Annotated in this window: 10 protein-coding genes; 2 read left to right on the top strand and 8 right to left on the bottom strand. The window is 47.2% G+C overall.

The genetic code is table 11. From position 1 onward, the window contains the following. Window positions 1–39 precede the first annotated feature (39 nt). From lolB1 to G499_RS18760, 8 genes are all read right to left on the bottom strand, one after another. The gene (lolB1, locus tag G499_RS0104840; RefSeq protein ID WP_026999011.1) at window positions 40–816 is read right to left on the bottom strand and encodes a lipoprotein insertase outer membrane protein LolB1; all 777 of its coding nucleotides are present in this window, start codon (window positions 814–816) and stop codon (window positions 40–42) included. Further along, a complete protein-coding gene (locus tag G499_RS0104835; protein WP_026999010.1) occupies window positions 809–2,560 on the bottom strand; it encodes a tetratricopeptide repeat protein in 1,752 nt (583 codons plus the stop codon). The genes lolB1 and G499_RS0104835 overlap by 8 nt, the downstream gene beginning before the upstream one ends. A 324-nt stretch (window positions 2,561–2,884) precedes the next feature. After that, window positions 2,885–3,898, bottom strand: a complete 1,014-nt coding sequence (locus tag G499_RS0104830) for a sugar phosphate nucleotidyltransferase (RefSeq protein ID WP_026999009.1) — start codon at window positions 3,896–3,898, stop codon at window positions 2,885–2,887. Between the two features lie 119 nt (window positions 3,899–4,017). Continuing rightward, window positions 4,018–4,449 (bottom strand): dUTP diphosphatase, encoded by a 432-nt coding sequence (gene dut / locus G499_RS0104825; RefSeq protein ID WP_026999008.1) that lies wholly within the window; start codon window positions 4,447–4,449, stop codon window positions 4,018–4,020. 122 nt (window positions 4,450–4,571) lie between these two features. Next, a complete protein-coding gene (locus G499_RS0104820; protein WP_026999007.1) occupies window positions 4,572–6,338 on the bottom strand; it encodes an ABC transporter ATP-binding protein in 1,767 nt (588 codons plus the stop codon). 145 nt (window positions 6,339–6,483) lie between these two features. Next, window positions 6,484–8,610, bottom strand: a complete 2,127-nt coding sequence (locus G499_RS0104815; RefSeq protein ID WP_026999006.1) for a tetratricopeptide repeat protein — start codon at window positions 8,608–8,610, stop codon at window positions 6,484–6,486. Window positions 8,611–8,796: 186 nt separating this feature from the next. Continuing rightward, a complete protein-coding gene (truA, locus tag G499_RS0104805; protein WP_026999005.1) occupies window positions 8,797–9,534 on the bottom strand; it encodes a tRNA pseudouridine(38-40) synthase TruA in 738 nt (245 codons plus the stop codon). Between the two features lie 90 nt (window positions 9,535–9,624). Beyond that, window positions 9,625–11,322: an ABC transporter substrate-binding protein gene (locus G499_RS18760; RefSeq protein WP_051295914.1), complete on the bottom strand. Its 1,698-nt coding sequence runs from the start codon at window positions 11,320–11,322 to the stop codon at window positions 9,625–9,627. Between the two features lie 342 nt (window positions 11,323–11,664). On the opposite strand from G499_RS18760, the gene G499_RS0104795 reads away from it, so the two are divergent. Continuing rightward, window positions 11,665–12,198, top strand: coding sequence for a DUF5683 domain-containing protein (locus G499_RS0104795; protein WP_026999004.1), 534 nt, complete (start codon window positions 11,665–11,667; stop codon window positions 12,196–12,198). Between the two features lie 355 nt (window positions 12,199–12,553). Continuing rightward, entirely contained in the window at window positions 12,554–13,276 is a 723-nt protein-coding gene (gene dapB, locus G499_RS0104790; RefSeq protein ID WP_026999003.1) for a 4-hydroxy-tetrahydrodipicolinate reductase, read from the top strand. The last annotated feature ends 29 nt before the right edge of the window (window positions 13,277–13,305 follow it).

The raw sequence follows: 13,305 nt of genomic DNA, 5'->3' as shown, positions 1-13,305 counted from the left end.
TGAGCGCCTAATGGGCGTAAAGATACAGTTTTTTTTCAACTAGTCTTCAAAGCGCGCCGGTGGGCTAAAAGGAAAACTCAGCGGTTCTTTGCTCAAGACGACCTTTGTATGTTCTAGGCTGATGCTGAGGTCTTCGTAGCGGCGCTCTTCTTTGTTGTAATAGTGTATTTCTATCAGGGTTTGGTGTGGAAATAGAAAGTTTTCGACCGCCTGAAAGTCCGTATAAGTCAAGAGTACCTGCTCCTCGCCTTCCTTGTCCGTAATTTGAACTTTCTCAATCCGTTTTGTTTCTGGATTGATAAAATTTTTGATTTGCAATTGGCCGTAGTCTTGGTACAACACATCGTGTGTGTCTTCTCGATGGTATTGGTCATTACCATCAGGGGCGATGGCCAACTCTCCCAACAAAATGGCCTGCAACATCGCATAGTCTACGGCAAAGCCTAGTTGTTTAGAAAAATCTTTTACGGCGAGAGCTTCATATTTTTTCTTGAGCCTATCAATCACAAAGGCCGAATCGGGGCGTATGAGTGTCCGTAAGCCTTCTATTCCGGTGCTATTGGTCAATGATGCCCAAATAACTGCATCTTTTTGTAGGCGCAGCTTGGCACGGGCGCTATTGCTTTGTTCGCTATTTTTGAGTTGGATTTTGAGTTTGCTATCCAAAAAAGGCTGCGGCAAACTATGGACAACATCACCAGGGATATGGCTTCCGCCGGCCATTTTTTTAGTTGGTTTACAAGAAATAAGCCCTAGCAGCAGCAGGGCAGCCGTTACATACGTACGCAACATCGGGCGCACAGTCACATTATTCATATAAGGATTGGGTATTGATTTTCTTTTCGAGATTTTCGGACTGATATCCGCGTTTTTGGGCTTGTTTCCATTGCTCTAGCGCCTGCTCTTTGTTGCCCAACTTGAAGAGCACATCGCCGTAGCTTTCTAGCAGATAGCCTTCACTGCTGAGCACCAAGGCTTTTTCGAGTTGTATACGTGCATTTTTATAATCTTTGCTTTGGTAGAGGGCTTGGGCATAGGCATAGAGATACTGCGGCTCTTGTGGGTGTTGTTTCACTAGGCGCTCTGTCATCTGGCGGGCTAGTGGCAGGTTGGTTTTCTGTTTGATTAGCTCTATGCTGTAGCGATACAGCGCCGGCGCGTAGTCTGGTGTCTGATCCAGCACTCCTTGATAAGCCGCAAAGGCAGCTTTGTAGTCCTTTTGAGCGGCATAAACATCTCCCAAACGGATGCCGCACTCATTGAGCAGGGCTTGATTGTCGAAGGCTAGACGGCGCGCTTCTTCGAGCGTGAGCTGGGCTTGGTCATAGTCTTGGAGCATTCCTTGCGCAATCCCCTGATAAATCCAAAAACTAGCCACATTGGGATAAAGCTCCAAAGCCAGCTCGCTATAGTGCAGCAGACTATCGGCCTGCAACAGTTGGGTATGGATTTGGAGCAGGCGCTCCCACATTTTTTGGTGGTCTGGATTTTGCGACAGTGCCAGCGCATAATATTGGGCAGCCTGCGGCAAATCTCGTTTGCGGTACAGCACATCTGCATACAGTGCCTGCAAGCGGGCGTGTTGTGGCTCTGCTTTGGCTAGGCTCTGAATGATTTGAAACACTGGTTCTCCAGCTTCTTCGGGCGTATCAAACGGGAAATGTTTGAGCAGCAAGTCTATTTTTTCGTCCGTGCTGAGGTCATTGGTCTCTAAGGTCTTACTCAAGTACTGAAAGGCCTTGCCATTGTCATCTTTTTGGCGGTAAGCATCGGCCAATACCGCATACAGGCGTGGGTCAATATTGCTATCCAAGGCGATGGCCTCTTCCAACAACGGTAGCGCTTGGTGGATACGTCCATTGGCCAACATCAACTCGGCCTGCGCCAGCAGGTAATCCGCATTGCCCGGAAACTGCTCCAGCAGCCGGTTTCCCTCGTCTATGGCCTTGTCTACTTGGTCTGTCAGGAGATATAGTCGTTGCTTACGTTGTATAATCTCTTCCTGTAGTCCCCATTTTGTCTCTAAAAGGGTATACACACGCAGCGCTTCTTTGTATTTTTTCTGAAAAAGATACGCATTGGCTGCATCGAGGTAGTACTTCTCTTGTTCGGGCACTGTGGCTATGAGGGTTTCATATACCTTGGCAGCCTGTTCGTAGTTGCGTTGCTCTTCGTAGAGTTGTGCCAAATGCAGATACAGGTGTTTGTTGCTGCCGTCAAGGTCAAGTGCCTTTTGGGCAGCTTCGAGGGCGGCAGGCAAATTGGATAGGCGCTCTTGGCAAATAGCGATACGGTGATAGATGCCCGAAGAGCTATTGTCAAACTCTAGCGCAGTTTGAAACTGCTTGAGCGCCGATAGATAATCTTCAAGCGCATAGTGCTTCATCCCTTCTATCAGGTAATAGCCTGCTTCAACCCCGCCTCCCTGCGCTCGCCGACTGTTTTTCTTCTCTACAGGGTTGGTTTGTTGTTTGCGCTGTGCCAATAGCGTCTCGGCTTGCCCCAAACAAAGGAGTAGCCCAAGCACAATGCCACGAAATAGCTGTTGATACATCATCATACACAATGCGTTTTTCGAGTAGGTGGATTCATTCATACAACGCTATTTGCCCAAAGGGAGTTTGCCCAAAAAGCAGTTATGCGCAATTTTCGTCATCTTTATCATAAGGTGCTACGGTTTCCTTAGTCTTGCGCTTTCTTAGTCCAAATATGTTGAGATTCATTTGATTGAAGGGCTCACCAGATATTGTCAGAGAGGTAGCCCGAAGCCAAGGCTTCGGGGCAATGGGAGGGATTCTGAGAAGCCCCAACACTTTGTCTTTCAAAGATATTGAGTCTGTCTTTTCCATTTGGCAGCGTCAGCGCCCAAACTACAGCACCGCCACTAATCCTCTAATGTATTATAGTCTCCTAGGCTTAGGCTTTGTGCGCGCCCTTGGTACTGGGCGTGGTTGCCTACCATAGAGTTGTCGAGCTGCACACGCTGTAGTTGGGTATGGGTCTGTACAATGCTATTGGTAATGACACTATAGCTGACCCGACTATGGTCGCCGATGGAGACATGAGGGCCTACCACGCTGTTTTCAATCACAACACCTTCGCCAATGTATACCGGCTGTACAATCACACTGTTAGTAATCGTGGCCGAGGCCGCCACTGTCGGCACTTTGTCGGCGTGGAGGTATTCGAGATAGCGTTGGTTGGTATACACAGTAGCGTCTTTGTTGCCACAGTCAAGCCACTCACTGATTTGGCCGGGCAGAAAAGCGGTTCCTTTTTGCTGCATATGCTTGAGGGCATCCGTGATTTGGTATTCGCCTCGGTCTTGAATGTTGTTGTCGAGTAGGTATTGCAGCTCATTGCGGAGATAGGCCCCATCTTTGAAGTAATAAATGCCGATGATGGCCAAATCGGATACGAAGGTAGCGGGCTTTTCGACAAAGGCCGTGATTTGGTTTTGCTCATTGAGCTGTACTACCCCAAAGGCGCTGGGATCGTCTACGCGCTGTACCCAAATAACGGCTTCGGCGCTGCTATCCATCTTGAAATCTGCTTTGAAGAGCGTATCGGCAAAAGCCACTACTACATTGCCCTCCAACTGCTCGGCGGCACACATAATGGCGTGCGCTGTTCCGAGGGCTTCCTCTTGGTAGTAGATATGCCCGGTAGCGCCAGAGGCTTGCGCAATGGCCTTAAGCTGTGCTTCTACTTCTGCTCCAAAGCTTTCTTTGATGATAAAGGCAATGTCGCTGACGGGTTGGTCACATACTTTGACAATGTCTTCTACCAGTCGGTGTACAATTGGTTTGCCGGCAATAGGCACTAGCGGCTTGGGGAGGGTCAGGGTATGGGGGCGCATACGCTTGCCCATTCCGGCCATAGGGATGATGATACGCATATCAGTTGAGTTCGGTTTTTGATTGGCAGTGATATATACTCAATGGCAGTTGGTTTGTAAAATTGATGTTCTAAAAATCATTGAGAATCCAGAATATCAAATCCATCTTGGAATCAGTTTTAGTGGCTTCCAGTACTACCAAAGCCTTGCGCTCCACGCAAGGTATCGGGTAGGGCATCGGCGGCCTCCCAAGCAACTTGGGTATAAGGAGCAACGACAAGCTGCGCCACGCGCTCGCCCGGCTCGATGCTTTGCGCTTCGGGTGACAGGTTGATGAGAGAAATAAAAATTTCGCCCCGGTAGTCTTGGTCTATCGTACCCAAAAAAGCCATCAAGCCACGCTTGGCGCACAGGCCGCTACGTGGGCGTACCTGCGCCTCATATCCTTCGGGCAGGGCTATACGAATGCCGGTAGGAATCAGTACCCGCCCCAAGGGGGGGATTTCCAAGGGCTTGTCGAGATGGGCGCGAATATCCATCCCCGAAGCCCCCGGAGTGGCATATTGGGGCAGTGGATAAGGAGATTGATTGATGATGCTTGCAGTAGGCATATAAAAGCGTTTCGGTACAGAATTGTTCGCTGCTAAGAATGCCTGCAAGTTAAAGGTTTTCAAAAGTAATCGCAACTATTCGACAAAGCCCTCCCACCCCTCGGGCTTTAGGAGTACGTCGACTAGACAACCTCTTTGTACTGCATCGCGTGTAGTTGGGTATAATAACCGCCCTGAGCCAAGAGCGCCTCGTGTGTGCCACTTTCCTTGATTTCACCCTTATCGAGCACCAATATTTTATGCGCTTTTTGAATGGTGCTAAGGCGGTGGGCAATCACAATCGCTGTGCGTCCTTTCATAATTTTTTCGATAGCTTCCTGAATCATCTCTTCCGTTTCGGTATCTACCGAAGAGGTGGCTTCATCCAACACAATCACTGTAGGATTGTAGACCATCGCCCGCACAAAGGAGATGAGCTGGCGCTGGCCTACTGATAGAGTAGCGCCCCGCTCCATCACATTGTAATCGTAGCCGTCGGGCAGGCGCTCGATGAACTTGTCTGCGCCTACGAGCTTGGCCGCTTCGATGACTTGCTCGCGGCTGATGTCGGGGTTACCTAAGGTGATGTTGTTGTGGATGCTGTCCGAAAAGAGGAACACATCTTGGAGTACTACGCCGATTTTGCGCCGTAGTTGGGTCAGCTCATAGTCTTTGACCGAAACCTCATCGATGATGATATCACCCTTGCTGAGCTCATAGAAGCGGCTCAGCAGGTTGATGATAGTAGACTTACCCGAGCCGGTAGCTCCTACCAAGGCCACGGTCTGGCCTTGAGCTACTTCGAAATTAATATTTTTGAGCACATAGTTTTCGCCCTCATAGGCAAACCACACGTCTTTGAACTGGATATCGCCCTGGAGCTTTTCGGGGATATAGTTGCCGTTGTTGGCTATGTGTTCGGTGCTATCAAGGAGCTTGAGAATACGGTCAGTGCTGACTACACCCAGCTGTAAGGTATTGAAGCGGTCGGCTATCATCCGTATAGGCCTGAAAAATAAGGCGATATACATAATAAAGGCGATGAGTGTACCGAGCGTAACGGTTTCGTGCAGTACCCCACGCGCTCCATACCATACCAGCAGCCCTGTGCCACCCGCACTGATAACCTCGGCCACCGGAAAGTAGACCGAATAATAGAGCACCGACTTGAGGTTGGAGCGGCGGTGTTCGCGGTTGATTTCGGCAAATTTCTTCTGCTCTACGGCTTCGGCATTGAATATCTGCACGATATTCATCCCGGTAATGTGCTCTTGTACAAAGGAGTTGAGATTAGAGACAGCAGCCCGCACCTCGTCAAAAGCTACTTTGATGCGTTCTTTGAAGATATACGTACTGAGTAACATCAGCGGCAGCATTGACAAACTGATAAGGGTCAGCTGCCAGTCAATGTAAAACATCAACGCAAGGATGAAGAATATCTGTAAAATATCGGCCAACATCGCCGAAATACCCTCTGTAAACACATTGGAGAGTGTTTCGATGTCTGATACTACCCGCGTAACCAAGCGGCCAATGGGCGTATTGTCATAAAATTTGAGCTTGAGGCTCAGGATATGCTCATAGAGGGCGATGCGAATGTCTTTGACAATCGTCTGCCCCAACCACCCCGAAAGCCAAGTATGGTAATACTGTAAGCCTGTTTGGGCAAACAACAATCCAAACATTAACAAGGTCATTCGCCAAAGCCCGTCATAGTCTCCGGCAAACACATATGTATCGATAGTATATTGTACCAGAAAGGGGCGTAGAGGCCCCAAAAAGGCAATCGTAATCGTCAGAAAGGTAAGGAGGTAAAAATAGCCAATGTAGGCTTTTACGAATACCCAAAGGCGTTTGAGCGTTTTCCAATCTAGGATTTTTTTATCGCTGCGTGTTTCTTTATCTAACATAAATATTTTCTAGCTGAAGCAATACCGTTTTTAACTATCGGTACTTCTGAGAGTTCTTACGTGTTTAAACACCTTGGGTTGTGATAAAGTTTGCCTTGCCCGTCGAATACCGTTATTGATGGCCTTGATGACTGCTGGAGGCCGCTCAATGTATCCTATTGGCTGTGCCACCAAAATTTACTCCTACGATGGTGATGTCGTCTATTTGAGGTTCTTGCCCTTGAGCGCGCCATTGTTGGAGGTGTTGTTCTAGCTTTTGTTTTTGGGATGGCAAAGGCCATAGCGCGATACTTTCGAGTAGGCTTTTGAGCCCTGTCATCATTAGACGGCGTTTGGCTGTGCCGCCAAACTGGTCTTGGTATCCATCTGTACAGAGGTAAAGTGTAATGGGTTCTTGGGCAAGGGCTTGTGCCGTTCCTTCGTAGAGCGTTTGTGTCTGATAGGGTACGGGGTTGTAGTGCACTCCACCGCCAATAGGCATCCGGTCAGGGCGTATTTTTTCTAATTTGCCCTCTTGGCGGATGACAAACAAGGGGTTCATCGCTCCGGCAAAATCAATGCGCAGATAATCCTCCCGTTGGTAGCAAGTAACGATACAAATATCCATTCCGTCGCGTGAGAGGCTCCGCTCTTGGTGTAGCGCTTGACGAATGCGGCTTTGGAGGCTGTTGAGCACCGCAGCCGGGTCAACGATATGCTCCTTGCCAACGGTTTCGGTCAAGATTTGGGAACCAATCATACTCATAAAGGCTCCGGGCACTCCGTGTCCTGTACAATCAGCAACGGCCAAGAGCGTAATGTTGGTATCTTGTTGTTGGATATTTTCCAGAAAATAAAAGTCTCCTGATACAATATCACGTGGCTTATAGAATATAAAGTACCCCTCCTTGCCAAAAGCTTGTGCAAACTCTTGTTCGGTAGGTAGTACTGCCTGTTGTATTTGGAGAGCATAGTTGATAGAGGCGAGTACATCTTCGTTCTTTCTCAACAAATCTACCCGCTGTTGTTCTATCAGCTCCAGCGTCTGCACCAGTTCTTCTTTCTGTTGGTTTATTTCCTCGTTTTTTTCGGTGATTTCATCCTTGGCCTTGGTCAAAGAAGCATTTATCTTTTGTAGTTTTTGGCGGCTGCGTTGTGTCAGCAAGGCGATAGTACTTACAAAAGCCACCAACAACAGCGTAGCTAGCAGCAGCCATCCTCGCTGCTGATTTTTCTTGTCCTGTTCATTGGCCTGTGTTTTAAGCAATAAGATTTCTTTTTCCTTCTGCTCATTCTCAAACAAGGCTGCTAATGTATTTATTTTCTCAGCATTTTTCTCATTAAAAATAGAGTCGTGTAGGGCAAAAAATCGCTCTTGCCACGCCAGTCCCTGTTCATAATTGCCTTGTTGTTTATAAGTTTTGGCCAGTAGCGCATAAGTTTGCCGTAGCTCAGCCCGATACCCAAACTGTTGGCCGAGGGCTACCGCCATTTGTAACACATTGACAGCTTTGTTTTCTTGGCTTTGTGCAATATACACCTCTGCCATACGGTTCAGTGTTGCTGCTTTAAGGCTGTTATTTTGTATGCTGTCGGCTAGGGTTAGTGTTGCTTTCCAAGCCTCAATAGCAGGAGTGTATTGTTGTTGGGCATAGGCAATATCCCCTTGGGTACGCAGCGCAAAGGCGCGGTAGTAAGCATTGTCAGTATTGTGCCTGAGTGAGCGCCGCACAAAGTCGGCAGCTAGGGTATATTGTTTGGCTTTGAAGTGCGTAAATGCCAAGTTGTTGAGGCATCGGCCTACGCCTTGGTGATGGTTGAGTTTTTGGAAAATTCCCAGTGATTTGTCGAAATAATCAAGCGATTTTTTGTAATTCCCTTGTTCGTTGTAGAGCGCCCCTAGGTTGGTCAGTACTTGCGCCTCCAAAAGCAGGTCTCCTAAAGAGATGCTTTGTGCTAAGGCAGCCTGTGTATACTCTATCGCTTTTTCAAGGATATTGCGTCGGTAGTAAATCCATCCTAGATTGACATTGGCCTGTGCTTCGCCGTGTACAAAGCGTAGCTTTTGGCCTAGTTTTAGGGCTTGTTCGGCATAGCGGAGCGCCTCCAGCGCATTGGTTTCTTGGTATTGTTGGCTGAGCAGGTTCAGGGTGCGCACGCGGCTAGTATCTTCTTTCAGCTGCGCCAACACACCTTGCAGGCTATCAAGCGCTTTGTTTTGCGCATAACCCTGCTCCCAACCGCTCCAGAGCAGTAGATAAAAGAGGAAAAAAAATCGCCAAGAGTTTTGCATCAACCATTTATGGAAATAGCGCCAAAAGCAGAGTAATTTCTGAAATATCTTTGTTTAAAGCAATTTTTGACCAAATAAGTTTGTACCAAGGTTGATTTGATTTTCTTGGTGCTCAGCGATTTTGAGCATACACATTTTCTAGGCTGATTTTGGCTCAAAAAAAACGGTTCATTTCTATGTTTAGTACTATAGATATGGGTATTTTACCCTACAAAGCGACAGCCCCTGTGGCGGTGCTGCGGCGGAGGCCTGTCGGCGGTCTTTTTTGGCAATGATGCGTTCAAAGGCGGGCAGGCTTATTTTGCCCAAACCCACCTCCAACAATGTACCAACGATAGCGCGTACCATTCCTCTCAAAAACCGATTGGCCGTAATATGAAATACCCAAACATCCTCGGTTTGTACTTCCCAATAGGCTTCATATACCACACAATTGAAAGTTTTGACATCGGTATGTACCTTACTAAAGCTCTCAAAATCAGTAATGTCATAGAGTATCTTGGCGGCTTGATTCATTCCATTCAAATCCAGCGGTCGGTCATATTGATAGGCTGTTTGTTGGAGAAAAGGATTTTTTTGCCGGCTCAACACATAGCGATAACTGCGGCTGGTAGCGTCGAAACGGGCGTGGGCTTCTGGCTCTACAGGGTGGATTTCGTGAATGGCAATATCAGAGGGCAGCAGGGCATTGAGGCCGCGCACCAAGGGCGAGAGGCGTAGCGGCTGCTCATAGTCAAAGTGGGCATATTGCTGGGCTGCGTGTACCCCCGTGTCGGTTCGCCCGCTACCTACAATATTGATTGGTTGTCGCAACAAGATGGTCAGCTTTTCTTCTATAACAGCCTGTACACCAAGCGCATTGGGTTGGCTTTGCCAGCCGTGGTAATGTGTGCCCAGATACGAAAGTTCTAGAAAATAACGCACAACAGTTTGGGGGTTTGGGTATACTCAAAAGAAAAGAGTACAAAGATAGTAATCTTCGTACTCTTTTGAATAGTTTCATTTCAAAGGGTGCTATCGCATCGCCTGCTTGTTATCTTCCTTGTCTTCTTCGCCCGGCGCTACGATGTCTACTTTTTCGAGCAACATCACATTCATTTTGTTGATCTGCATACCGCGCACGTTTTTCTGCAAGAGGTTGATTACTTCGTCATAATACAAGACAATCACAGGGCAGTCGTGCATCATCAATGAGTCCATTGTACGGTAAGTAGCATAGCGCTCAAAGGGGTTGTTCATATAATGCGCTTTTTCAAACATCTCGTCAAACTGTGCATTGACATAGCGAGTCTTGTTGGGGCCAGTAGGCGCAAAGTTTTCTTTCTTGCCATAGAATAGGCGCAAGAAGTTTTCAGCGTCTGGGTAGTCAGCAATCCAAGATCCTCTGAAGAAGTTGAACTTGCCTTGATCCACTTCAGCTTGGTGTGAAGTAAACATACTGAGTGAAATCTCTACATTGATGCCTACATCTGCCCAGTCTTTTTGGAGGTATTCCAAAATCTCGGCATCTGTTTGGTAAGAGTGGATAGTCAGCTTTGGTAGACCTTTACCTCCTGGGTAGCCAGCTTTTTCGAGCAAGCGGCGCGCCTCTTGGGGGTCATACTTGTAGCCTTTGACCATCGTGGTATCAAAAGAGGGCAAGCCATAAGGTACAAACCCGTAGTTGCCGGGGCGGCCTAGTCCGCTGCGGATAAAGTTAATCAAGCCCTCACGGTTGATGGCATAGCTCAAGGCCTGACGCACTTCAAGTTTGCTGAAGGCATTTTTTGGGTCATTATCCATCAAGAAACCGATATACTCTGTATTAAGATAGGGTACTTTGTCTACGTTATATTTGGCACGAAATTCTTCTTTGAGCTGCCCGTCGCGAGTGAGTACTTTCTCGCGTGAGTCGGCAGAGATACTGGTGATAAAGTCCAGTTTCCCTTCTTGAAACTCTAGGAATGCAGTGTTGGGATTTTCTTGGAAAGCCACTCGTACCGCATCAAGATAAGGTAGTGGATTACCATAGAAGTCTTTTTTCCAATATTTTTCATTTTTTACCAAAAGTAAGTCTTGGCGTACATCCCAGCTTTTGAGGCGGAAAGGACCCGTACCAACAGGGTTAGCACCGAAGTCTTTACCATATTTTTCGACTGCTTCTTTGGGTACTACGAAAGCATAAGGCATCGACAAAATTTGCAAGAAAATGGGAGAAGGCTCCTGAAGGTGAACCAACAAAGTACTGTCATTGGGGGCTACAAAGCAGGTATCCGAGAACGACCCGTCGGCATTGCGCAATACCTTGTCATTGAATACCCAAGCGCCAGTGCTGGCTACGTTAGGGTCAATGATGCGTTTGAAGCTGTATACGAAATCTTCGGCGACCAACTCTCGGCCTTTGCCTTCGGGAAAGCACTCGTTGTCATGGAAGAATACACCCTTTCGGATGATGAACTTATAAGTCTTACCGTTATTAAGTGTGTCGTAAGCTTCGGCCAACTCCGGAACAGCATCGAGATTTTCATTCATCGAAATCAAGCCGTTGTATACCTGAGAGGTTGCCCAGATACTGGCTCGGTTACGTGCAAAAGCAGGATCTAACGAAGATAGCCCGCCGGTTTGATTGTATCTGAAAACCTTTTGCCCGGATTGGTTTGACTTACCTTGTCCCCACCCACAAGAGGCAAGTAGTGTTGTGGTGATTGCGAAGATAAGGAGTTTTCGTATCATAGTGTTTGCGTATTTTGAAAATGAAACCTTCAGTGTTTAGTGATTGTGAGGAGAATATGGGGTAATGTGTATGAATGACTAAAGATAGCGCCAAAAATTTTTTGGATACAAATAATTGGCAGAAAAATGTCGTGTTGCCACGCTCATTTGTTTGAGGTTTGATTTGTATGTATGGTTTATCAAAATTCATACTAATTATTTAGTATGTTTGCACATCGAGCAAATTAATCCTAAAAATACACCGACCATACTCCACTAAAAATGCGCAAGGTGCTGAAAATAAGAAGGTTATCTATTAACTCATCGCTTGTTATATTTTTTTTAATCCAAACTCCCCTGATTTTGTGTGGTCAAGCTCAAGACAGTATTGCCATTACCAAAGGGCGCAAAGCTAGCCAAACAGAACGGCCAGCCAAGGTATATATGCCCGGCAAGGCTGCGATGTACTCGGCTTTGTTCCCCGGTGGTGGGCAGGTATACAACCGTCGTTATTGGAAGCTCCCCCTCGTATACGGAGGAGCTTTTGGTTTGTTAAGTTTATCAGGACAAAGACACCAAGATTATTTAGATTTTCGACGTTCATTACAAAGCCGGCAAAATCCGGGGCTTGGGCTACCCGATCCTTACCCTTTCTTGAGAGACGAAACCGTCAATGCCAACATCCAGTCGGCTAGGCGTGATCGGGATTTTTATATCATCCTGACTTTTATGCTCTATGCCTTGCAGATTGTCGATGCGACGGTAGATGCTCACCTACGGGAGTTTGATATTGATGACAGCTTGGCGCTACGTATTGAGCCTTATCGCTCCAATAGTACTGATTTTGCTGGGGCTATCCCCTCGATAGGGCTAAGGCTGGCCTTGCGATTGAAGTAATTGGCTACAACACCCACAAGTATGGCACACATACTCGATGAAAATTGTATCACGATTTGTCACAACACTAAACATTTTTGGAAAAGTAGCTCGGAGCGCCAGCTCCAAAACAAGCTGAGACCTTATTTTGGGAATAAAATAAGGCTTAGCCCAAAGTTTTAACTGTGGGATTTGAAAAATGTCCAGCGGCGTGAAGATTGGCCTAATTTAAAGGTTCACTGGGTTGTATTTCCTTGAACACTGAGAAAATCAAGTTCTGTGAATCCTCAAACCAAGTGAATCTTGGTATAATTTTGTATTTTGCATCCGCAGCAGCCACTGCCGCTTTGCAATATTTCTCAGATTTTAGAAACTTATGAACATCATACTGATAGGTTATGGCAAGATGGGTAAGATGATAGAACAAATCGCCCTCCAACGCCAACATCAAATTATTGCCAAAATTGATAGCCCTGAGGAGCTAGCCAAGCTCTCCCAATATAAGGCTCAAAATCCTGTGGCTATAGAATTTACACAGCCCGAAGCAGCTATTCACAACCTCAAGGCCTGCTTTCAGGCAGGTATCCCTGTGGTGAGTGGTACTACAGGTTGGCTCGACAAGCGTGCCGAGGTAGAGCAAGTATGCCAAGCACACCAAGGGGCGTTCTTCTATGCTTCTAACTTTAGCATCGGGGTCAATCTCTTTTTTGCCCTCAACGAGCACCTCGCACAACTAATGTTGCCCTATCCCGAATACCAGCTCTCGATGCACGAGATACACCATACCGAGAAAAAAGATGCCCCCAGCGGTACTGCCATCACCTTGGCAGAGGGTGTGATGCGCCAAAACCCTCAAAAAACGGCTTGGGTTGAAGGCCAAAGCGCTGCCGAGCATCAAATTCCTATCCGCAGTACACGACAAGATCAAGTGCCGGGTACACACGAAGTACGCTATGAGTCAGACATCGACTATATCGAAATCACACATGTAGCCCATAGCCGCCAAGGTTTTGCTACTGGTGCTGTTGTGGCTGCCGAATGGTTGCAGGGTAAGCAAGGGGTGTTTGGAATGGCAGATATGCTGCGCATCAAAGCATAACCCACACGCCCCTAAACAATGCTGAACCT

Origin of the sequence: Eisenibacter elegans DSM 3317 (assembly GCF_000430505.1) — a bacterium.
GTDB classification, from domain to species: Bacteria; Bacteroidota; Bacteroidia; order Cytophagales; family Microscillaceae; genus Eisenibacter; species Eisenibacter elegans.
Note: the sequence above shows the minus strand (reverse complement) of the source record. Positions and strands in the feature narration are given on the sequence as shown.

What these genes read in the sequence shown, in the direction of transcription:
- dapB (WP_026999003.1), top strand. Translation starts at nt 12,554, where the DNA reads ATGAACATCATACTGATAGGTTATGGCAAGATGGGTAAGATGATAGAA.
- G499_RS0104830 (WP_026999009.1), bottom strand. Translation starts at nt 3,898, where the DNA reads ATGCGTATCATCATCCCTATGGCCGGAATGGGCAAGCGTATGCGCCCC.
- dut (WP_026999008.1), bottom strand. Translation starts at nt 4,449, where the DNA reads ATGCCTACTGCAAGCATCATCAATCAATCTCCTTATCCACTGCCCCAA.
- G499_RS0104815 (WP_026999006.1), bottom strand. Translation starts at nt 8,610, where the DNA reads ATGCAAAACTCTTGGCGATTTTTTTTCCTCTTTTATCTACTGCTCTGG.
- G499_RS0104820 (WP_026999007.1), bottom strand. Translation starts at nt 6,338, where the DNA reads ATGTTAGATAAAGAAACACGCAGCGATAAAAAAATCCTAGATTGGAAA.
- lolB1 (WP_026999011.1), bottom strand. Translation starts at nt 816, where the DNA reads ATGAATAATGTGACTGTGCGCCCGATGTTGCGTACGTATGTAACGGCT.
- G499_RS0104835 (WP_026999010.1), bottom strand. Translation starts at nt 2,560, where the DNA reads ATGATGATGTATCAACAGCTATTTCGTGGCATTGTGCTTGGGCTACTC.
- G499_RS18760 (WP_051295914.1), bottom strand. Translation starts at nt 11,322, where the DNA reads ATGATACGAAAACTCCTTATCTTCGCAATCACCACAACACTACTTGCC.